The organism is Shinella sp. (assembly GCF_035998705.1).
In the GTDB taxonomy this organism is placed as follows: domain Bacteria; phylum Pseudomonadota; class Alphaproteobacteria; order Rhizobiales; family Rhizobiaceae; genus Shinella.
On sequence record NZ_DASYHH010000011.1, the window covers coordinates 75,240 to 95,766 of the forward strand.

17 protein-coding genes and 1 pseudogene are annotated in these 20,527 nt (G+C 64.6%); 9 read left to right on the top strand and 9 right to left on the bottom strand.

Features of this window, described 5'->3' with window-relative positions:
- Nucleotides 1-150: 150 nt before the first annotated feature.
- Entirely contained in the window at nucleotides 151-2,754 is a 2,604-nt protein-coding gene (locus VGN93_RS09435; protein WP_327507282.1) for a LuxR C-terminal-related transcriptional regulator, read from the bottom strand.
- Nucleotides 2,755-2,901: 147 nt separating this feature from the next.
- Here VGN93_RS09435 and VGN93_RS09440 point away from each other — a divergent pair, with 147 nt between their 5' ends.
- The 5 genes and pseudogenes from VGN93_RS09440 to VGN93_RS31280 all read left to right on the top strand — a co-directional run bounded on the left by VGN93_RS09440 (nucleotide 2,902) and on the right by VGN93_RS31280 (nucleotide 9,430).
- Complete coding sequence (locus VGN93_RS09440) at nucleotides 2,902-4,323, top strand: amidase (RefSeq protein ID WP_327507283.1); 1,422 nt, start codon at nucleotides 2,902-2,904, stop codon at nucleotides 4,321-4,323.
- A 30-nt stretch (nucleotides 4,324-4,353) separates the two neighbouring features.
- Nucleotides 4,354-5,901, top strand: a complete 1,548-nt coding sequence (locus VGN93_RS09445) for an ABC transporter substrate-binding protein (RefSeq protein WP_327507284.1) — start codon at nucleotides 4,354-4,356, stop codon at nucleotides 5,899-5,901.
- Nucleotides 5,902-5,959: 58 nt separating this feature from the next.
- On the top strand, nucleotides 5,960-6,883 hold the full coding sequence (locus tag VGN93_RS09450) for an ABC transporter permease (RefSeq protein WP_327507285.1): 924 nt from the start codon (nucleotides 5,960-5,962) through the stop codon (nucleotides 6,881-6,883).
- On the top strand, nucleotides 6,880-7,728 hold the full coding sequence (locus VGN93_RS09455) for an ABC transporter permease (protein ID WP_327507286.1): 849 nt from the start codon (nucleotides 6,880-6,882) through the stop codon (nucleotides 7,726-7,728). The genes VGN93_RS09450 and VGN93_RS09455 overlap by 4 nt, the downstream gene beginning before the upstream one ends.
- Nucleotides 7,725-9,430: pseudogene (locus VGN93_RS31280) on the top strand (ABC transporter ATP-binding protein). Before VGN93_RS09455 ends, VGN93_RS31280 begins: the two are co-directional and overlap by 4 nt.
- 3 nt (nucleotides 9,431-9,433) lie before the next feature.
- Here the strand turns inward: VGN93_RS31280 and cueR are convergent.
- Together cueR and VGN93_RS09475 are read right to left on the bottom strand one after the other, a co-directional pair.
- Nucleotides 9,434-9,874, bottom strand: coding sequence for a Cu(I)-responsive transcriptional regulator (gene cueR, locus VGN93_RS09470; protein WP_327507289.1), 441 nt, complete (start codon nucleotides 9,872-9,874; stop codon nucleotides 9,434-9,436).
- Nucleotides 9,875-9,937: 63 nt separating this feature from the next.
- Nucleotides 9,938-12,442: a heavy metal translocating P-type ATPase gene (locus VGN93_RS09475; RefSeq protein WP_327507290.1), complete on the bottom strand. Its 2,505-nt coding sequence runs from the start codon at nucleotides 12,440-12,442 to the stop codon at nucleotides 9,938-9,940.
- A 161-nt stretch (nucleotides 12,443-12,603) separates the two neighbouring features.
- Here VGN93_RS09475 and VGN93_RS09480 point away from each other — a divergent pair, with 161 nt between their 5' ends.
- Nucleotides 12,604-12,807, top strand: coding sequence for a heavy-metal-associated domain-containing protein (locus tag VGN93_RS09480; protein ID WP_327507291.1), 204 nt, complete (start codon nucleotides 12,604-12,606; stop codon nucleotides 12,805-12,807).
- A 154-nt stretch (nucleotides 12,808-12,961) separates the two neighbouring features.
- Here VGN93_RS09480 and VGN93_RS09485 read toward each other — a convergent pair whose 3' ends face one another.
- A complete protein-coding gene (locus VGN93_RS09485) occupies nucleotides 12,962-13,288 on the bottom strand; it encodes a transcriptional regulator (RefSeq protein WP_327507292.1) in 327 nt (108 codons plus the stop codon).
- Nucleotides 13,289-13,364: 76 nt separating this feature from the next.
- On the opposite strand from VGN93_RS09485, the gene VGN93_RS09490 reads away from it, so the two are divergent.
- The gene (locus VGN93_RS09490) at nucleotides 13,365-14,564 is read left to right on the top strand and encodes an MFS transporter (RefSeq protein ID WP_327507293.1); all 1,200 of its coding nucleotides are present in this window, start codon (nucleotides 13,365-13,367) and stop codon (nucleotides 14,562-14,564) included.
- Nucleotides 14,557-14,712: a hypothetical protein gene (locus tag VGN93_RS09495; protein WP_327507294.1), complete on the top strand. Its 156-nt coding sequence runs from the start codon at nucleotides 14,557-14,559 to the stop codon at nucleotides 14,710-14,712. The genes VGN93_RS09490 and VGN93_RS09495 overlap by 8 nt, the downstream gene beginning before the upstream one ends.
- 121 nt (nucleotides 14,713-14,833) lie before the next feature.
- On the opposite strand, the gene phnE (VGN93_RS09500) is transcribed toward VGN93_RS09495, so the two are convergent.
- The 5 genes from phnE (VGN93_RS09500) to psrA form a co-directional block, all read right to left on the bottom strand.
- On the bottom strand, nucleotides 14,834-15,673 hold the full coding sequence (phnE, locus tag VGN93_RS09500; protein WP_327507296.1) for a phosphonate ABC transporter, permease protein PhnE: 840 nt from the start codon (nucleotides 15,671-15,673) through the stop codon (nucleotides 14,834-14,836).
- A gap of 9 nt (nucleotides 15,674-15,682) precedes the next feature.
- Nucleotides 15,683-16,510, bottom strand: coding sequence for a phosphonate ABC transporter, permease protein PhnE (phnE, locus tag VGN93_RS09505; protein ID WP_327507297.1), 828 nt, complete (start codon nucleotides 16,508-16,510; stop codon nucleotides 15,683-15,685).
- Complete coding sequence (gene phnC, locus VGN93_RS09510) at nucleotides 16,510-17,331, bottom strand: phosphonate ABC transporter ATP-binding protein (RefSeq protein WP_327507298.1); 822 nt, start codon at nucleotides 17,329-17,331, stop codon at nucleotides 16,510-16,512. Before phnC ends, phnE (VGN93_RS09505) begins: the two co-directional genes overlap by 1 nt.
- Complete coding sequence (locus tag VGN93_RS09515) at nucleotides 17,328-18,242, bottom strand: phosphate/phosphite/phosphonate ABC transporter substrate-binding protein (RefSeq protein WP_319315569.1); 915 nt, start codon at nucleotides 18,240-18,242, stop codon at nucleotides 17,328-17,330. Before VGN93_RS09515 ends, phnC begins: the two co-directional genes overlap by 4 nt.
- Before the next feature lie 68 nt (nucleotides 18,243-18,310).
- Nucleotides 18,311-19,438 carry an iron-containing alcohol dehydrogenase PsrA gene (gene psrA, locus VGN93_RS09520; protein WP_327507299.1) on the bottom strand — a complete coding sequence of 376 codons (1,128 nt, stop codon included), beginning with the start codon at nucleotides 19,436-19,438 and terminating at the stop codon, nucleotides 18,311-18,313.
- Between the two features lie 96 nt (nucleotides 19,439-19,534).
- Here psrA and VGN93_RS09525 point away from each other — a divergent pair, with 96 nt between their 5' ends.
- The gene (locus VGN93_RS09525; RefSeq protein ID WP_327507300.1) at nucleotides 19,535-20,401 is read left to right on the top strand and encodes a LysR substrate-binding domain-containing protein; all 867 of its coding nucleotides are present in this window, start codon (nucleotides 19,535-19,537) and stop codon (nucleotides 20,399-20,401) included.
- Nucleotides 20,402-20,527: the final 126 nt, after the last annotated feature.

The window sequence follows — 20,527 nt, forward strand, 5'->3', positions numbered from 1 at the left end:
AGAACGCCGAGCGCCGTCGTGATCAGGCGGGCGAAGGTCAGCGCGCGTGGGTTTCGCGCCAGTCGATATGGGCGTCGATCTGCAGGATCAGGAATTTCTGCCCACCAGCCGAAGCGGCGATCGCTTCGATCATCGGGATGGAATCGTCGCCTACATGTCGTTCAGCGTCGCGAGGATGGCCTGCGTGCGGCTTTTGACGCCGAGTTTGGCGAACAGGTTTTTGGTGTGGGATTTGACGGTGTTGATGTTGATGTCGAGCTTGCGCGCGATGTCGCCGTTCGACATGCCCCACTGCATGAGTTCGAGAACCTCGATTTCCCGCTGGGTCAGCAGGCCGGAAAGCGCCGTGGCGGGGGCGGGGGTGCGCCGGGTGCTCGTGGAAGGCGGATTGTCGCGCCGAGGGGAGAGATGGACGCTCAGCAGGTGTCCGAGCTCGGGATGGTTCTGCGTGTCGGCCGGGCGCGGTTCACCGGCGATTGCCGCGATGAGAGTCTCGATCTGAAGGGCGTTCAGCAGGCGGCCCTCCCGACGTGCCCTGCCGGCGACCTCCTTCAGCTTGGCGAGCGCAGACCCGGTTTGACCAGCCTCGATCGAGGCGCGGGCTTCGACCACATGGAACGGATCCCAGATATGCCAGGCGGACGGAGGGTAGCGCCTGCGCGCCTCCGGCAGATGCAGGCAGAGCCGTTCCCATTCGCGCAGGCCCTCCGCGGGATTGCCGAGGCGGAATGCGCGGTCCGCCCGTTCGATCGCCAGCTGGAACTCCAGGCGGAAGTCCTCGCCTTCGTAGGCGCGTCGGCTGGCGCGCACGAGCACGGTGGTTCCGTCTTCCGATCGTCCTGTCGCATCATAGACGCGGGCCAGGCCGATCGTCGCGATGAGCAGGCGCTCGCAGAGGCCGGAAACGTCGGTCATGGCGTCCGAAGGCATGGCCCTTGTCCAAAACCGCTCGGCCCGGTCGAAATCGCCGTCGTTGAAGGCGATGACGCCCAGAAGCGCCGAGGGCAGGGCGACCATGTAGGATTGCTCGCCGAAATGGCTCTGCGCGATGCGAAGCGCATCCTCGACGACATTGGCCGCTTCGCGGATCCAGCCGCGCGTGAGGTAGCACATAGCAGCGATGCAGCGGGAATGGATGCCGCCCCAATGGCACGACATGGCGTCATAGACGCCGTTTGCCCGCCAGGTCAGCTTCTCCGCCAGCTCCAGATTGCCTTCGTGCAGGACGAGATAGCTGCGGATCGAATCGAGATCGACCTGGCCGAAGGCGAGCTGATCCAGCTCGCGGCTGCCAAGATGCGCGATATGGCCGAGGCCGCCGGCAATATCGCCGCCATAGGCGCCGATCAGCGCCCGCATCAGATGTAGCCGCCCCTCGATATCCAGTCCGGTCTCACGGGCGATGATCGACATGCGGCTCTGCTTGTCGGCGGCGGCGTCCTCTATCGTGCGCAGGGTCTGCTCGGCCTGCAGGAAGCGGCGCAGGTTGATCGACCGCCAGACCTGCAGGAAGAGCAGGAGCGGGCGCTCCTCACGGGCGTCGCGCGGCAATTGCTGCATCCAGCGGGAGAAGATTTCGAAGCGGCCATGGCTGAGATAGTCGTAGAGGCAGTAGCTCTCGATCAGTTCGGCGGCCCAGGCCGGCCGGCGCGCGAGGAAGGCGTGGCGGACCGCATCCATCGGCGAGCCGTTTTCGATGAACCATTGCGCCGCGCGCGCATGCAGTTCAGCCACCCTGGTGCGCGTTTCGGCATGGAGCCGGGCCTGGAGGAATTCCTGAAACAGATGATGGTATTTGTACCAGCGCTGCGGACCCGGCAGAGCGGCGAGGAAAAGCTGTTCCTCTTCCAGGAAGGAGAGCATCGCGTCGCCGTTGTCCTGTCCCGTGACGGCGTTGCAGAGCCCGCCGTTCAGCGCATCGAGGATCGAGGTCATGGTCAGGAAACGGTAGACGTCGTCGGGCAGGCCGAGGATGACCTCTTCGAGGAAATATTCGGCAAAGGCGCGGTGGCTGCCGGTGGGTGGCGACAGGCTGAGGGCGCCGGGCATGCGGCCGAGCACGAGGGAGGCAAGCCGAAGGCCCGCCGCCCAGCCCTCCGTATACTGGTGCATCTGCCGGCTTTCTTCCGCACTGACCGGAACGGACGAGGTTGCCCGGAAGAAATCCTCGGTTTCCGTTTCGTCGAAGAACAGGTCCTCCACCGGCACTTCCAGCATCTCGCCATTGACGCGCAGCCGGCCGATGGGAATGGAAGGGCGGCTGCGGCTCGCCAGCACGATGGTGAGCTGTGGCATGCGGGCGGCAAGGATGCGGTTGATGGTGTCTCCGCCGTCTCCGCCTTCGGCGAGGTGATAATCGTCGATGAAGAGCGCGATGGGTCCGGAGCCGGCGCGCTTCGACAGGAGGGCGACGAGACGCGCCAGCGCATCCGGCGTGTCGAGGGAGGGGATGGAGGCGCCGGCACGGCTCAGATTGACTTCGATCGCCCGGATCAGCCCGTCGGCAAAACCGAGCGGATCCCGGTCGGCATCGTTGGTGGAGTACCACACGGTCAGCACGCCGGCGTCCATCAGCGCTTCGTGCCATTGCGCAAGCAGCGTCGTCTTGCCGGAGCCGGCGGGCGCGTGCACGAGGCAAAGGCGGTGTTGCATCACGGTGTCGGCCAACGTCGTCAGCCGTGGCCGGTTGATCACGCCCTGGGAGGCACGCGGCGGCGAGATATGGCGATTGATCAGGCTCGTTCTTTGCGACAACGGATACCCGCGTGGATTAGCGTCTATCCGCCTTCATATCACCCTTTCGGGTGGGACGAACTTATTTCTCGACCTCACCCTTCGGGATCATGCCAAAATTCTAGGCGCGCCGTAGTTTTGTGCATATTCTGAACGGGGACGACGAGCGTGCAGCTGAGTGAATACCGGAATTACGACGCGACAGGGCTTGCCGAGCTGGTGGCGAAAGACGAGATCACGCCGGGCGAGCTTCTCGATACGGCGCTTACGGCCGTCGATACCGTCAACGGCGACCTCAATGCGGTCGTTGCCACGTTCGAGGACGAGGCGCGGCGCTTCATCGCCGAGGACCTGGCCGACGGCCCGTTCAAAGGCGTTCCCTTCCTGCTGAAAGACCTGACCGCCCATTATGGCGGGCAGCCGACCGGCGCCGGGTGGCCGCCGCGCGCGTCCGTGAGGCCGAAAGAGGACGCCGAACTCGTCCGCCGCTTCAAGCAGTCGGGTGTCGTGATCTTCGGCAAGACCGCGGTGCCGGAACTTGCGATGGATTGGACCACGCGCTCAAGGGCCCATGGCGTGACGAACAATCCGTGGGACACCAGCCGGACGGCCGGCACGTCGAGCGGCGGAACGGCCGCCGCCATCGCGGCGGGCGTGGTGCCGATGGCGCATGGCAATGATGGCGGCGGCTCGATCCGCGTGCCGGCGTCGGTCTGCGGCTGCTTCGGCATGAAGCCGACCCGCGGCCGCAACCCGGTCGCACCGTCGGGCAGCACGTGGCAGGGCATGCTGGTGGAACATGTGCTCTCCCGCTCGGTTCGCGACAGTGCCGCGATGATGGATGCGACGGCCGGCACCTATGCCGGGCAGTTCTTCAACAGTCCGGCCGGCGGCAACTTCGCAAGCGACGTCGGTCGCGATCCGGGCAAGCTGCGCATCGCCGTGTCGACCCGGGCGCCGTATGGAGCATCGACCCATCCGGACTGCGTCGCCGCCGTCGCCGAGACGGTGAAGCTGCTGGAAGAGCTCGGCCATATCTGCGAGCCCTATGACATCGATCTTCCCGAGGACGGCTGGGATGCCTTCGAGACATTCATCCTGGCGGAATACGCGACCGACATGCGCCTCGAGGAGGGCGTGCTCGGCCGCCGTCTCACGACGGCCGACTTTCCACCGATGCTGTGGGAGATGATCGAGGCCGGCAACCGGATCTCGGCGGTGGATGTCAATGTCGCCACCACGCGCCTGCATGCGGTGGCGTCCACCGTCACCTCCACCTTCAGCCGCTACGACGTGTTCCTGTCGCCGACCCTTGCCCAGCCGCCACTGCCGCACACGGCTTTCCCGCAGGCGAGCACCATGCGCGGCCACTATGAATTCTACCTGTCGTGGATGCCCTTCACGCACATCTTCAACGTCAACGGTTCGCCGGCCATGTCGGTGCCGCTCGTCTGGAACGGGGAGGGGCTGCCGATCGGCGTCCAGTTCGCGGCCGCCCCGGCGGCCGAGGGCCTGCTTTTCAGATTGGCGTCGCAGCTCGAGGTCGCAAGGCCGTGGGGGGCCAAGCGGCCACCCGTATCCATCGCTTGAGAATCAACCAAACAAGAGGGAACAAAGCGCATGAGCTACCAATCTTCACATAAACGGCTCCGGCTTCTGGCCGCAGCGGCAATGGCCACGCTGGCGGGCGTCTCGTCCGCCGGTGCCGTGGAACTGACCGTCGCGCGTTCGGTCGATGCCGACAGCCTGGATGCCCACAAGGCCAGCACCACCCAGTCGCTCCAGATCACCAACCTGATCTTCGACACGCTGCTGAGCATGGACAAGGACGGCTCCGTTCATCCGGGTCTTGCAAGCGAATGGTCGATGGCGGACGACGGAAAATCCTACGCCTTCACCATTCGCGACGGCATCAAGTGCCACGATGGCAGCGCTTTCGATGCTGCGGCGGCGAAGGCGAGCCTCGATCGGGCGCTCGATCCGGCGACCGTCAACCCGAACCTCTCGGCCTGGGGTCCGATCACCGGCAGCACCGTCGAGGGCAACGTCCTCAAGGTCTCGCTCTCCGAGCCCTATGGCCCGTTCACGTCGTTCCTGACGAGCATCCAGGCAGCCTTCATCTGCCCTTCTTCCTTTGCCGAGGCGACGTTCAAGCCGATCGGCACCGGACCGTTCAAGCTCGTGGAATGGACGCGAAACGACAGCATCCAGCTGGAGGCCAATGCCGACTACCAGAACGTCAACCCGCTGATCGAAAACCCCGGCAAGCCGCATATCGACAAGCTGACCTTCAGGGTGATTCCCGAAGCGGTTGCCCGCATGGCCGCCCTGCGCTCCGGTGAAGCCGACCTCGTCGAGCCGTCGCTGGAGGAAGCCACCGACCTGAAGAGCGACAGCAATTTCAAGGTCTATGCGGCCGAACTCTCCGGCCAGCAGATGCTCGCCGCCTTCACCTGGAAGATCAAGCCGCTCGACAAGCCGGAAATCCGCAAGGCCATCGGCATGGCGCTCAACCGCGATGCCTATGCGTCGATCGCCTTCGAAGGGCTTGTCGAAACGGCGGACTGCCCGGTGGCACCCAACCTGTTCTCGACCGACGAGGCACTCTGCAAGACCTGGGGCGTGACCTATGATCCGGCCGGCGCCAAGGCGATCATGGAGGCTGCCGGCTACACGCAGGACAATCCGCTGAAGGTGAAGCTGCTCGTGCACAAGCTGCCGGGCTGGGACCAGATGCACCAGATCATGCAGCAGGATCTCGCCGCCATCAATGTGAACGCGGAAATCGAAACGCGCGAGGTCGCCGCCTTCTTCGACGACATGACGAAAGTCAACGCGCGCACCGACGGCGAGCCCGCGGTCTGGACGATGGGCATGTCCGGTGTCGATCCCGACTACCTCTATTTCCTCTGGAAGCGCCCCGGCTTCGTCAATATGGGCCTCAATGCGGAGGTCGATGCGATGCTGGAGGAACAGCGCAAGCTTTCCGGCGACGCGCGCGCCGCAAAGATCCACGAGATCGAGAAGTATCTGATGGAAAATGCCTATGCGGTTCCGCTGCTGTCGCCCGGCTGGGGTTGGCTGATGGCGTCGCATGCGAAGGTTGACGGTTTCAAGATGGGCTTCATGGTATCCCTGCTCTTCAACGACGTCACAGTCGCCGAATGATGTGTCATTCCTGCTCCGTCTTCCCGGCGGAGCAGGCCTCTGGGGAAATCGGTTCCTGATGCTGCTTTTGATCTTGAAACGGGCGTTGGTCGCGTTTGCGACCGTAATCGCGGTGATCGTGCTCTCGGGCATCCTCATCCATGTCGTGCCGGGCGACCCGGTGACCGCCATGATGGCGCAATCGGTGACGGCGACGCCGGAGGCGATGGCGGAGATGCGCTCGCGCCTCGGCCTCGATCTTCCCGTCTGGCAACAGGTGGCGCTCTACCTCTGGCATGTGCTGCAAGGCGACATGGGCATGAGCATCCGCGGCAACGAGCCGGTGGCGGCGCTTTTCCTGCAGCGGCTGCCCAACACGTTCGCGCTCGCGGTGTCCGGCCTGGCGGTGGCGCTGGCGATCGGCATCCCGCTCGGCTTCCTGGCCGCCATCAACCGCGGCCGGTTCGCCGACACCGCCGTCATGGTGATCGCCGTGCTCGGCGTCTCCATTCCCGCCTTCTGGCTGGGCCTCATCATGATCCAGGTCTTTTCGTTGAAGCTCGGCTGGCTGCCGGTCGCGGGATCGAGCTGGCGCAACATCATCCTGCCGGCGCTGACGCTGGGTCTCACCTATTGCGCCCTCGTCGCCCGCATGACGCGCTCCGCGCTGATCGAAGTCCTGGCGGAAGACTATATCCGCACCGCGCGCGCCAGGGGACTTCGCGAACACCAGGTGCTTCTCGTGCATGCGCTCCGCCCGGCGCTGATCAGCATCGTGACCGTCGTCGGCCTCGTCTTCGCCTATCTGCTCGGAGGGCAGGTCATCATCGAAAACGTCTTCTCGTGGAACGGCATCGGCCGTCTCGCGGTGCAGGCCATGCTGGAGCGGGACTATCCGATGATCCAGGGCTTCATCGTCGTCTTCGCCACCTCCGTGGTCGTCGTCTCGATGCTGATCGACATTCTCTACGGCTTTCTCGATCCGCGCATGAGGCAGAAATGACCGGCGTCGCCGAAACCAAAACGCAGCGCCGGCCCCTGTCCATCGCCGCGCTGCTCGGCCTCGGCCTGGCGCTCCTCATCGTTGCCGCGGCGCTGTTTGCGCCCTATCTGGCGCCTTTCGATCCGATGCGCATGGCGGCGGGCCCGCGGCTTGCCGCACCGTCGGCGGCGCATTTCTTCGGCACCGACGAATTCGGCCGCGACCTGTTCAGCCGTGTGCTGCTCGGCGGCCGGCTTTCGCTCGGCATCGGCATTGCCGCCGTCGTCAGCGGCATCGTCATCGGCGGCCTGCTCGGCCTCGTCGCGGCTTTTTCCGGCCGCATCGTCGAGGCCGTGCTGCTTCGCGTGATCGATGTGCTCTATTCGTTTCCCGACACGCTGATCGCGCTGGCGCTTGTCGCCTTCCTCGGGCCGGGCATCGAGAATGCGACGCTGGCGATCGCCATCAGCCTCGTGCCGTTCTATGCCCGCGTCACCTACGGTCTTGCAGCCGCCGAACGGGCCAAGCCCTATATCGAAGCCGCACGGCTTGCCGGCATACGCTCGGGGCGGCTGGTGCGCGTGCATGTCATGCCGAACATCGGCCAGAGCCTCATCGTCATGGGAACGCTGGGGTTTTCCTCGGCGATCCTGTCGGCGGCGGGCCTTTCCTTCCTCGGCCTTGGCGTGCAGCCGCCGTCGCCGGAATGGGGCGCGATCCTCGCGTCGGGCCGCAACTACATCACCAAGGCGCCGTGGATCCTGATCTTCCCGGGCTTTGCGATCTGCCTCACGGTCCTCTCGTTCAATCTGATCGGCGACAGCATGCGCGACCTCGTCGATCCACGCAGGAGGGGCCGGCCATGACGAGACCCTATCTCAGCGTGCGCGACCTTTCCGTCTCGTTCCAGGGCAGGGGCGGCGCGTTCCACGCCGTCCAGAATGTCAGCTTCGACCTCAACAAGGGCGAGATCCTCGCGCTGGTCGGCGAGTCCGGCAGCGGCAAGAGCCTGACGTCGCTGTCGATCATGCGGCTTCTGCCCGAAGTGGCCCGCATGAGCGGGCGCATCGACATCGACGGCGACGATATCGCCTCCTTCCCCCGGCGGCGGATGGAGGATGTGCGCGGCGCCAAGGTCGGCATGATCTTCCAGGAGCCGATGACGTCGCTCAACCCGGTGCTGACGATCGCCCGGCAGATGACGGAAGGCCTCATCCGCCATGACGGGGTCACGCGCCAGGCGGCACTTGCAGCCGCGCGCACCTGCCTGGAAGACGTCGGGTTTCCCGAGCCGGATCGCGTGCTCGCGCAATATCCCCACCAGCTGTCCGGCGGCATGCGGCAGCGTGTGATGATCGCAGCTGCGCTGGCGCTGCGTCCCGGCATCCTGATCGCGGACGAGCCGACGACCGCGCTCGACGTCACCGTGCAGGCGCAGGTGCTGGACCTGCTGGTCGATCTCAAGGCGCGCACCGGCTCCGGCATCCTGCTGATCACCCACGATATCGGCGTCGTCGCCGAGACGGCCGATCGCGTCGCGGTCATGCGCGGCGGACGGATTCTGGAAACCGGAGCGGTGGACGACGTTCTCGGTGCGCCGAGCCATGACTACACCAAGGCCCTGCTTGCCTCGCACCTCACCGTGGAGAAGGGATTGCGCCGGCGCGAGACGAGACCGGAGGTGTCCGCATGAAGTCCGCGCCGATCCTGCAACTGCGCAACATCCGCAAGACCTTCACATCGGGCGGTCGCACCATACACGCGCTGAACGGCGTCTCGCTCGACCTCGAGCCGGGCGAGACCTTCGGCATCATCGGCGAAAGCGGCTCCGGCAAATCCACCCTCGGGCGCATTGCCGTGGGCCTCGACAGCGCGACGGAGGGGCAGCTGTTCATCGAGGGAGACCGTGTCGACACGCTTTCGCCGCCGCTGCGGCGGGAGAAGCTGCGGCGATGCCAGATGATTTTCCAGGACCCCTATTCGTCGCTGAACCCAAGGCTGACCGTCGGCCGGCAGATCGGCGAGGGGATCTATGCGACCGGCATCTCCGACTGGCGCGAGATCAGGAGCACCGTTGCCGATCTCCTGGAGCGTGTCGGCCTGAGCCGCGAATATGCCGAGCGCTACCCTCACGAGTTCTCCGGCGGGCAGCGCCAGCGCATCGCGATCGCACGGGCGCTCGCCCCGAACCCGCATATCGTGGTTGCGGACGAGCCGGTCTCCGCGCTCGATGTCACCATTCAGGCACAGATCCTGGATCTGATGGCCGATCTCAAGAAGGACAGCCCGCTGTCCTACCTCTTCATCTCGCACGACATGGCCGTGGTCGCCCGTCTCTGCGACCGCATCGCCGTCATGCATCGCGGCCGTGTGGTGGAACTCGGGCCTGTCGCGGCGGTCATCGAAAACCCGCAACACCCCTATACGCGCAACCTGCTCGACGCGGTTCCCCGCTTCGGCCGACGGCGCACCGGCCAGAAGCCCGTGCCCGTCGAACTGCCGGACCATGGCGACGGAGATGCCTTCGTTGCCGTTTCGGACGGCCATGTCGTCCTGCAACCGGCGTGACAGTCAGCGTGCGACCGCACCGGCGCGCGGCTGGATGGCCAAGTCCTCGTCCTCAGGGTCGGTTTCGAGGCTTTGCAGGATCGGGCAATGGGGGCGATGGTCGCCGTGGCAGGCATTGACCAGCGTCGTGAGCGTCTGGGCCATGTCCTGCAGACCCTTGATCTTCTTTTCCAACTGGTCGATGTGGCCCTGCGCCAGGCGCTTGACCTCGACGCTCTGTCGGCCCTCGTCACGCCACAGGCCGAGAAGATCGGCGATCTCGGCGACTGAAAAACCGAGGTCCCTTGCGCGGCGGATGAAGCGCAGCATGTGGACGTCGGTGTCGGAATAGTCGCGATAGCCGGAAGACGTCCGGCCGGCCGCCGGGATGAGGCCGGTCTGCTCGTAGTAGCGCACCATCTTGGCCGAGACGCCCGACGCCTTTGATGCCTGTCCGATATTCATCAGCATTCTCCATGAAATCATGCGGCAACCCACCCCGGATATGGGGTCGGTCGCCGTGTTTTGTCAGGCCGCCAGCTTGATCCTGCGCAACCGAAGCGCATTGCCGAGCACGAACACGCTGGACAAGGCCATCGCGCCCGCGGCAAAGACCGGCGACAGCAGGATGCCATAAGCCGGATAGAGAAGGCCGGTTGCGACCGGGATCAGCGCCGTGTTGTAGGCAAACGCCCAGAACAGGTTCTGCCGGATGTTGCCGATCGTCGCCTTCGACAGGGCGATCGCCTTCGGCACGCCCTGCAAGCTGCCCGACATCAGGACCACGTCCGCCGCCTCGATTGCGATGTCCGTGCCCGTGCCGATGGCGAGACCGACATCCGCCTCCGCCAGTGCGGGCGCGTCGTTGATGCCGTCGCCGACGAAGGCGACCTTGCCGTACTTGGCCCTGAGACGGCGGACCGCATCGACCTTGCCGTCCGGCAGCACTTCCGCCACCACCTCGTCGATCCCCAGCCGGGCCGCTATGGCCTTGGCCGTGCGGGCATTGTCGCCGGTGATCATCGCGATCTTCAAGCCGAGATCGTGCAAGGCCTTGATGGCCGCGGGCGTGGTGTCCTTGATCGGATCGGCCACAGCGATGATCGCCGCCAGCCTGCCGTCGATCGCGGCATAGAGCGGCGACTTGCCTTCGTTGCCCAGTCTCTCGGCAACCTTGGAGAAGGCGACCACGTCATGGCCGAGTTCCACCATGTAGCGGTCTGCGCCGATTTCAACACGCTTGCCATCGACGATCGCCTTGACGCCGAAGCCCGTTACCGATGCGAAGTCCGAGACGGCTGGAAGCGGGATGCCTTCGGCTGTGGCCGCATCCACAATCGCGCGGGCAATCGGGTGTTCCGACTTGGCCTCGACGGCGGCGACAAGACCCAGGACCGTCGACCGGTCGAAGCCAACGGCCAGTTCGAGGTCCGTCAGGGACGGCTTGCCCTCGGTCAGCGTGCCGGTCTTGTCGACCGCCACGACCCGGGCGTCCTTCAGCGACTGGAGCGCTTCGCCCTTGCGGAAAAGCACGCCGAGTTCGGCGCCGCGGCCGGTGCCCACCATGATCGAGGTCGGCGTTGCCAGGCCCATCGCGCAGGGGCAGGCGATGATCAGCACGGCGACGGCATTGACCAGTGCGAAGGTGAGCGCGGGCGAGGGGCCGAAGATGAGCCATGCCGCGAAGGTCAGCGCCGCGACGGCGAAAACGGCCGGCACGAACCACATGGTGACCTTGTCGACCAGCGCCTGGATCGGCAGCTTGGAGCCCTGCGCCTCTTCGACCATTTTGATGATCCGGGACAGCACCGTATCGCCGCCGACGGCCGTTGCGCGGAATGCGAATGCGCCCGTCTGGTTGACCGTGCCGCCGACGACCGCGCTGCCCGCCGATTTCGACACCGGGATCGGCTCGCCGGTGATCATCGACTCGTCGACATAGCTCTCGCCCTCGACCACCTCGCCATCGACGGGCAAGCGCTCACCGGGACGAACGTCGACGATATCGCCGGAAACGACCGAGCCGATCGGCAAGTCGACCGCCTTGCCGTCCCTGCGCACGCGCGCAGTCTTGGCTTGAAGGCCGGCCAGGCGCTTGATCGCTTCGGATGTCCGGCCCTTGGCGCGCGCCTCGAGCAGGCGGCCGAGCAGGATGAGCGTCACGATGACCGCGGCTGCCTCATAATAGACGTTGATCGTTCCAGGCGGCAGGAAGCTGGGTGCGAAGGTCGCGACCAGCGAATAGCCATAGGCGGCAAGCGTGCCGACGGCCACGAGCGAGTTCATGTCCGGGGCAAGACGCCAGAGCGCCGGCAGCCCCTTGTCATAAAACCGAATGCCCGGAATGAAGAGCACGAGCGTTGTCAGCGCGAACTGGATGTACCAGCTCCATTGCATGCCGATGGTGGATTCGATGATGCCGTGCACGCCAGGAATGAGGTGCGACCCCATCTCCATGACAAAGACCGGCGCGGTGAGCAGCGCCGCCATGGTGAAATCGCGGGCGAGTTCGCGTCGCTCGGCTTCCTTTTTCTCCGCCCGCCCGGCGTCTTCGTCTTTGTCGCCATTGCCGGCGGCCGCGCCGATCAGTGTCGCCTCGTAACCGGCGTCTTCGATGGCGGCAATCAGGGTCGCCGTCTCGGCGTTGCCGTGGATCGTCGCGCGTTCCGTTGCCAGATTGACGACCGCACCCGTGACGCCGGGGATCGCCTTCAGCGCGCGTTCGACGCGGCCGACGCAGGATGCGCACGTCATCCCTTCGATCGATAGTTCCGTGGGACCTGCCGATCCGGCCGATGGCGCCGGCACGGAATAGCCGACGTTTTCGACGGCCTCGACGAGCTTTGCACGGGCGATGGGCGTGCTGGTGCGGATGCTCGCGCGTTCCGTCGCCAGGTTGACCGATGCGGTCTCGACACCCGGCACGGCCTTCAGGGCGCGTTCGACACGGCCCACGCAGGACGCGCAGGTCATGCCCTCGATGGGCAGCGATATGGTTCCAGACAGGTCTGATTTGCGAACGGGGGCATTCATAGCCGCCTCCTTTGTCATTCCGAAATTCCAATTCGAAGACAGGATGGGGCTTCCAACCATGGGAAGGTCAATAGCAAATTTTCCTTTTTTGCGACCCTTGACCTTGCCATGGTTGGAAGCCCCACCTTGAGCGCATGAGAGACGAACGAAGGAGAATTCTCATGGAACTCAGAATCGAAAACATGACCTGCGGCGGCTGCGCCAGATCCGTGACCAAAGCGATCCAATCCGTCGATCCCGATGCCAGGGTCGAGACCGATCCCACCGCACGCACGGTCAAGGTCGAGACGACCGCGCCCCTGGAGGCCCTTCAGCAGGTTCTCGAAGATGCCGGCTATCCGGCGGCAAGCGCGCCGAAGCGTTGAGCAACCATGCATCGGCGAACTTTTCCGGCGAGCCTTGCAAGCCTTGTCACTGCCGCGCCTGCGGCAGCCCCGATCGAAATAGAATGTACCTTTTGCAAGGTCAGAATCGCGTAATCGACATTATGGAACTTCAACGCCGGTATCGACTACCGCGCTAAACATCGGCGGAGGCGTTCAGGACCGAGCCGATCAATCCCGGGAAGCGCGCCTCGAGGTCTTCGTGGCGGATGGAGAGGCGGCGGCCGCGGCCCAGGGGTTCGTTGCGGATGACGCCCGCCTCGCGCAGGACCTTCATCAGATGCGACTTGGTCGACTTCGGCATCGAGGGGTCCGAGAGATGGCATTGTGCCATTTCGAGCGGACCGTCGGCGAGTTGTTTCACGATGGCCAGGCGCTCGGGATCGCTCAACGCGAAGAGCACATTGGTCAGCCGCAGGTCGTCGCGGGCGGGATGGGAAAGTTCGGTGATGTCGGTCGCCATGGTTCGAATTTAGTTGAACCTTCGTTGCAATGATAGTAGAGAATAGTTCGAAATTATTCGAACCATCAGGTGCTCCGTGACCGATACGACGCTTTCCATGCCGCAGCACAGCCTCGCGGGCTTCCGCATCACGCTTGCAGGGATGGCCGTGATGATGGCGGGCGCCAGTGCGCCCTCGCCCTTCTATCCCGCGCTGCAACAGGAGATCGGCTTTTCGGCGGCGACGCTGACCGGCATCTTCGCCGTCTATACCGTTGCGCTGCTGGCATCTTTGCTGGTCACGGGGTCGCTGTCGGACCATGTCGGCCGGCGACCGGTGATATCGGGCGGATTTGCGCTGATGGCTCTGAGCCTGCTGCTGTTCTGGCAGGCGGACGACGTGGCCGGATTGATCGTGGCGCGCGTGTTGCAGGGAATCGCCGCGGGGCTGCTGCTCTCGGCGCTGTCCGCGACGGTGGTCGATCTCGAGCCGAAAAACAGGCCGGGCAGCGCCTCGGTGTGGAACTCGGTCATTCCGCTCGGTGGGCTTGCCGTGGGTGCGCTCGTGGCAGGCATATTGATGGACGCGACCGAGATGGCCGAGGCCGACGTGTTCGGCACGCTCGTTGCCGCCTATGCGCTGTTTGCCGTCATGATCTGGCTGATCCCCGAGACAGCGCCGCGGCATGAGGGTGTTTGGGCCTCGCTCCGGCCGCGGATCGGCATACCGGCCACGGCTGCCAAGGCATTCTGGCGCGCCGCGCCCGCTGTCATCGCGGGTTGGGCGACGGGCGGTCTCTACCTCTCGCTCGGCGCGCCGATCGTCCGGCACGTCTTCGGCGCCGAGGACCATCTGACCCAGGCGAGCGTGATCGTGCTGCTCTGCGCTGCGGGCGCGGCCGCCTGCTATGTCGCGCGCGGCCATTCCTCGCGACAGGTGACGCTCTACGGAACCGCGGCGCTCTCGATCGGCACGGCGTTGACACTCGCTGCGATCGCCTGGCCGTCGCTGCCAGCCTATCTCGCGGCACTGGTGATTGCCGGAACGGGCTTTGGAACCTGCTTCTACGGCGTGTTGCGCTCCATCGTCCCGACCGTGCGCCCGGACGAGCGCGGCGAACTCTTCGCCGCGCTGTTCACGCTGAGCTACCTCGCCTTCGGCCTCCCTACCCTCCTGGCCGGCTTGGCCGTCGGCGTCTTCGGGCTGACATCAACGACGCTGGGCTATGGCGCGCTGATCGTGCTCTTCTCGGCGACGGCGGGGCTGTTGCGGAAGTTCGGAACCCGGGATGGCTGAGGACGCAAGCCGCCCGGCCCATCCGCCAGAAGTACCGTCGGAAACAGCGCGCGCAATCGTCCGAGTGCTCGGCTCGCCGCCGGTCAGCGGTGATCCCTATCGGCGCACGGAGCAACTTGGCGCGGCGCTTGCCGATGCGGTGCGCTGATCGCCTGCCGAAGGTCGTCGCCCTGTCTCCATCGGAGCGCAGCATACCTCCGGCACCTAGAGTATGTCTGGTTTCTTTTGTTTTTTCGGGAAAACCGGTTCCCACTTTTCCCTGACACACTCTAGCGCATTCTGGAAATCCGCCGCCGCAGCCAGCCGGAGCCGATTTCGGCGATGAGGACAAGGCCGATGACGGTGAGGAGGATGGCCGCGACGCGGGTGGATTCGAGCTGCTGGGTGGTGCGTTTCAGGTACCAGCCCATGCCGCCGCCGCCGAAGAAGCCGACGACGGTCGCGGCGCGGAAGGCGACGTCCCAAGTGTAGATCGCGATGCCGGTGAAGGCGACGCGCACCTGCGGCACGACCGCATATTGGAAGACCTGGAGCGGCCCGGCGCCGACCGAGCGCATGGCATCGACCGGTCCCATGTCGATCGCCTCCATCTCGTCGGAAAAGAGCTTTCCGGCAAAGCCGATGCAGAAGACGGTCAGCGCCAGCGTGCCCGCAAGCATGCCGAAGCCGAACACGGTGACGAAGAGGATGGTCCAGATCGTCTCGTGGATCGAGCGGCTGCCCATGACGGCGAAGCGGCCGAACGGATAGGCGATGCGCCGGCTGACGGTGATGTTGCGCGCAGCAAGCCAGGCGAGCGGTATGGCGAAGACCACGCCGAAGAAACCGCCGAGCAGCGACATTTCCAGCGTGCGGATGACCGAGCGGATGAAGTCCGCGTCGGAAATATAGTCCATGTCCGGTGGGAAATAGCGAGTGGCGAGAATTTCCGCCAGCCGCGGGAAGGCACCGAGGATGCGCGCCAGGTCGATATTGAGGAAGGCGACGGACCAGGCGAGGAAGGTCAGGACCGCCAGCAGCACGGCGAAACGGATCGTCGATTGCGGGTGGCGATAGCGCGACCAGCGGCGCGGTGCGGCGGGGATGGATTGTGCAGATGCGAGTGCCATTGCCGCCTCCTAGATGACTGCCTTGCGGGCGAAATGGGAGACCACCTCACCGAGCGCGATGAGGGCGAGGACCGCAAGGACCACGAGCGTCACGCCGCCATAGTTGAACATTGCCATCTGGCGGAAAAAGACGAGGCCGAGGCCGCCGGCGCCGACCAGCCCCATGATCGCCGAGCGGCGGATGTTGATGTCCCATTCGAAGATGATGGTGCCGATGATGACCGGCAGGATCTGCGGCACGATGCCGTAATACATCACCTGGAACTGGTTGCCGCCGACGGCGCGGATCGCCTCGACGGGCTTCGGGTCGATGTTCTCGATCGCCTCCGCCGTGATCTTCGAGATGAAGCCGATGGAGCGCATCGCGACGGCGAGGATGCCGGGCAAGGCGCCGAGACCGACGGCGCCGACGAAGAGCAGCGCCCAGATGATCTCGTGGATCGAGCGGGACAGCACCATCAGGAAGCGGCCGAGCGGGTAGAGTATGTACCGGCTCGGCGTGACGTTCGCCGCGCCGAACCAGGCGACGGGCAGCGACAGCACGCAGCCGAGGATGGTGCCGAGCGTCGCCATCATCAGCGTTTCGAGCGCCGGCACGAGGAGTTTCGGCGCAAGCGACCAATCGACCCAGAAGAAGCGTTCGAGCGTGCCGGCGATGCCGAGCGCACCGCCCATGCGCGCCCAGTCCGTGTCGAACATGATGGTGTCCCAGAAGCACCAGGCGAGCACGGCGCCAGTTGCGGCGACGATCAGCCAGTTCGTCGTACGGCGGCTGCGCTTGTGGGCGAGCCAGGCGTCAAAACCGTGCTCGGAGACGGAAGTTGCCGCCAGGCTCATCACAGCACCTCCATCGCGTAGATCTCGTCGAGGTCCTGCTTGCGCATGCCCTTCGACGGCCCGTCGAACTTCTTGTAGCCGTCCTGCATGCCGATGATGCGGTTGCAGCTTTCGAGTGCCAGCTGCACATCGTGGATGTTGCAGAGGACGGGCACCTTGAACTCCGTCGCCAGTTCACGGATCAGCCGCATCACGTCCCGCGAAATCTTCGGGTCGAGTGCGGAGGTCGGCTCGTCGAGCAGCAGGATTTCCGGCTTCTGCATCAGCGCGCGGGCAATGCCGACGCGCTGGCGCTGGCCGCCGGACAGCGCATCCGCCCGTTTGTCGATATGATCCTGCAAACCGACCTTTTCGAGCAGGTGCAGCGCCCGGTCGATATCCTCGCGCGGAAACGCCTTGAAGAAGCTGCGGAAGGCGCCGGTGTAGCCGAGCCGGCCGGACAGAACATTGTCCATGACAGACATGCGGTTCACCAGGTTGAACTCCTGGAAGATCATGCCGATGCGCCGGCGCAGATGCCGCAGCTCGGTCCCCCGTAGCGGCCGCACCGACTGGCCGAACAGGAAGATGTCGCCTTCCGTCGGCTCGACGAGCCGGTTGATACAGCGGATCAGCGTCGACTTGCCGGCGCCGCTCGGTCCGATGACGGCGCAGAAATCGTCGCCATCGACAGCAAAATCGATCCCCTTGAGGATCTGCGGGCCATTGGCCGCATAGCTGACTTTCAGGTTGCGCACTTGCAGGATCGACATGGACGCCACCGTTTCAGCCATGGAGCCGCGCGATGCGCGGCTCTCGACGATGTTCTTTTCGTGTCTCACTGGCTCGCCGCCTTTTCGGCTGCGACCAGCTTGCGGATGATATCGTAGTCGCTGTCCTTCATGGCGACGAATTTTGTCGAGGCGATGCCGTCGAAGAACGGTTTTGCCGCCGGGTCCTCGTGCAGCGTCAGGAAGGCTTCACGGATGGAGGCCTTCAGCGGCTCACAGAGATCGCTGCGATAGACCATCGGGTCCTGCGGAATGATCTCCGACTGCCAGAGCACCCGGAAGTCTTCCTTCTTGGCAAGCCCGCGGTCGATGACGTTGTCGAGGCGGTGCGTCGCGACGAAGGCATCATCGACGCGGCCTTCCTTGACCGCCAGCGCCGACTGGTCATGACCGCCGGTATAGACGACCTTGGAGAAGTAGTTCTCCAGTTCCGGCCCGGTGCCGATCTTCTCGCCGAACACCATGCGCGGCAGGAGATTGCCGGACGTGCTGGCCGGATCGGCAAGGCCGACGACGGAGCCCTTGAGGGATTCGATGCTGTCGAACTTCGAGCCGGCCGGCACGACGAGCACCGCGCGGTAGCCCGGCCCCTCCTCCTGGAAGTGCCCCTTGGTCTTGGTATAGGTGGCGAAGACCTCGAGGTTCGGGTCCTTCTCCCTGGCAAGCACATAGGAGTTCGGCCCGTGCACGCCGATCTGCACCCAGCCGTTGACCATGCCCTCGATGACAGAGGCATAGGATGTCGGCATGAAGAACTCGACGGACTTGCCGGTCTTTTCCTTCAGCTTGTCGAGCAGGGGCTTGTAGATGTCGAGCTCCTGCGTCGTCTCCTCCGTCGGAATGATCGAGAAGACCAGCGTGTCGGGGTTCTTGCACTCCTCTGCAAGGGCACCCGATGCCGTATAGGCGATTACCGCACCCAGGGTTGCCAGGCCGGCCACAGTACGTTTCAGAACAGTCATTCTTTCCTCCCAAAAAGTGATTGCGGCCGGTGCACCGGATCATCCGGCGTGGCGGCCTCCTGTTTCGATCAAGCCACTGCCATTTGTTTCCTTGCCGCACCATCGGCGACGGCCAGAAGTGCCTCCCGTTTGCCGATGAAGTTCTGCCCCCGCTCGCCCTCGAAGGCGTCGGTGATGAGGTCGCGCCATTCCTGATCGCCGATACCATAGGGACGATAGTCGGTGGCAACACCCAATCCGTTCAGGAACGCCTCCAGTTGCTCGGCCGCCTTCGCCGCATCGGTCCCGAAAACCGCCTGCAGACCCTCTGCGCAGATACCGCCCTCCCCGGCGACGCTGCGGATGATCATGGGAAGCGAGAAGGAGCAGGCAATGCCATGCGGCACGCCGTGGCGCAATGTGATCGGATAGGACAGCGAATGGGCGATGGCCGTCTTGGTATTCGAGAAGGCGAAACCCGCCAGGGTGGCGGCGCGCGCCATGCGGCCCCGAAGCTCGACATTCTTCAGATCGTTGACCAGCAGCGGCAGGGTCGAAAGCACCCCGCGCGCGGCGGCGATCGCATGGGCCATGGAGACGGGGTTGGCGCTGCGGTTCCACAGGCTTTCCAGCGAATGCGACAGGGCGTCGAGGCCGGTCTGGACGGTGAGGTCCTTCGGCTTGCCGATCATCAACTCCGGGTCGACGATCGAATATTCCGGATAGAGGCCGGGATGGGCGAGCGAGAATTTGACGCCGCCCGCATTGTCCCAGACGGTGCCCCAGCAGGTGACTTCGCTGCCGGTACCCGCTGTGGTCGGCACCGCGATCAGCGGCCAGGGCGAAATAGTGTCGGCGCCGGCCCGCTTCTTGAGATAGGCGTCCATGGCAGCAAAATCGCCGCGGGCGGCGGCAAACACCTTGGCCGAATCGATGACCGAGCCGCCGCCAAGCGCCACGATGACCTCCGGCTGCCGGGAAAGCCCGGCAAAGCGTGCGGTCTGGACTTCGAGAAGGGCGATGTCCGGGTTGGGGGCGATGTCGTCGATGACGAGGACCGGCGCGCCGGCCTCCGTCTCGAGGCGGGCGGCGAGCCCACGGAAAAAGGCGTCGCCATAGGTGACGAGAGCGTAGCTGCGACCGGCGATGGCATCGGCCAATCGCGCAAAGCTGCCGGGGCCGAAACGGACGTCAACGGGGTTGCGATAGGACCACACGAGGAAATTCCTGTTCTGGAAAAATGATAGGCAGGGACACTCTGGCAAACTCCCGATCTATTGACTAATACAAATCTCCGCCGTCTATCATAGACTATGGCTATAGTATTCACCCACCTCCGCTCCTTCCATGCCGTCGCCGAAAACCGCGGTTTCACGTCCGCGGCCCATGCGCTGAACATCAGCCAGCCCACCGTGACCACCCAGGTGAAGGAGCTGGAAGATCGCTATGGCGTCGAGTTGTTCGTGCGCCGGGGGCGCCGCGTCGAGCTGTCGGAAACGGGCGTTGCCCTGTTCGACGTCACCAAGCGCATCATGAGCATGCACGAGGAGGCCGAGGAACTGCTGCTGAGCAGTGGCAAGCTCGAAATCGGCCAATTACGGCTTGCCGCCGTCGGCCCGTTCCACGCAACGGAGATGGTGGCGCGCTTTCTCGCAAAATACCCCGCGATCAAGGTCAGCATGCTGCTGGGCAATTCCGACCAGACCTTGCAGCGCGTGCTCGATCTCGAATCCGACGTTGCCATTCTCGCCCATGCCGTGGACGATCCACGCATCTCGTCGGTGCCGTTCAGCACCCATGACGTGGTCGTCTTCGTCAATGTCGATCATCCCTGGTACGGGCGCGAGCACGTGTCCATTACCGAACTAGCCGACCAGCCGCTGATCCTGCGCGAAGTCGGATCGACGACGCGGCACGCGCTGGAACAGGCGGCCCTGGAGGCGAACGTGCCGATCAAACCGCTGCTCGAAATCGGCAGCCGCGAGGGCGTGTGGAAGGCTGTCGAGCGCGGGCTCGGCATCGGCGTCGTCGCCGATTTCGAATTCGTCGCGCACCCCCGCCTCGGCACGATCCGCTTTTCCGATGTCCGGATCCAGACCGAATACCGGCTCTCCTGCCTGATGGAACGGCGGGGTTCGCCGAAGATCGAAGCCTTCCTGAAATCCGTGCTGGCGCCGTGATCGTCGATCGTCACGTATAGATTCAGTCTATACATCTATCGAAACTTTAAAATTGACTAATAGGCTGCATTCGACCGACTCTGCTGCGTTCAACACATAGGGATGTGTTCACCAGACAGGGAATGA

Bases quoted from the DNA above. Each gene is read 5' to 3' on its own strand.
- VGN93_RS09480 (WP_327507291.1), top strand. From the start codon at position 12,604: ATGGAACTCAGAATCGAAAACATGACCTGCGGCGGCTGCGCCAGATCC.
- phnE (WP_327507296.1), bottom strand. From the start codon at position 15,673: ATGGCACTCGCATCTGCACAATCCATCCCCGCCGCACCGCGCCGCTGG.
- VGN93_RS09525 (WP_327507300.1), top strand. From the start codon at position 19,535: ATGGCTATAGTATTCACCCACCTCCGCTCCTTCCATGCCGTCGCCGAA.
- phnE (WP_327507297.1), bottom strand. From the start codon at position 16,510: ATGAGCCTGGCGGCAACTTCCGTCTCCGAGCACGGTTTTGACGCCTGG.
- VGN93_RS09515 (WP_319315569.1), bottom strand. From the start codon at position 18,242: ATGACTGTTCTGAAACGTACTGTGGCCGGCCTGGCAACCCTGGGTGCG.
- VGN93_RS09445 (WP_327507284.1), top strand. From the start codon at position 4,354: ATGAGCTACCAATCTTCACATAAACGGCTCCGGCTTCTGGCCGCAGCG.
- VGN93_RS09495 (WP_327507294.1), top strand. From the start codon at position 14,557: ATGGCTGAGGACGCAAGCCGCCCGGCCCATCCGCCAGAAGTACCGTCG.
- VGN93_RS09450 (WP_327507285.1), top strand. From the start codon at position 5,960: ATGCTGCTTTTGATCTTGAAACGGGCGTTGGTCGCGTTTGCGACCGTA.
- cueR (WP_327507289.1), bottom strand. From the start codon at position 9,874: ATGAATATCGGACAGGCATCAAAGGCGTCGGGCGTCTCGGCCAAGATG.
- VGN93_RS09475 (WP_327507290.1), bottom strand. From the start codon at position 12,442: ATGAATGCCCCCGTTCGCAAATCAGACCTGTCTGGAACCATATCGCTG.
- VGN93_RS09455 (WP_327507286.1), top strand. From the start codon at position 6,880: ATGACCGGCGTCGCCGAAACCAAAACGCAGCGCCGGCCCCTGTCCATC.
- VGN93_RS09485 (WP_327507292.1), bottom strand. From the start codon at position 13,288: ATGGCGACCGACATCACCGAACTTTCCCATCCCGCCCGCGACGACCTG.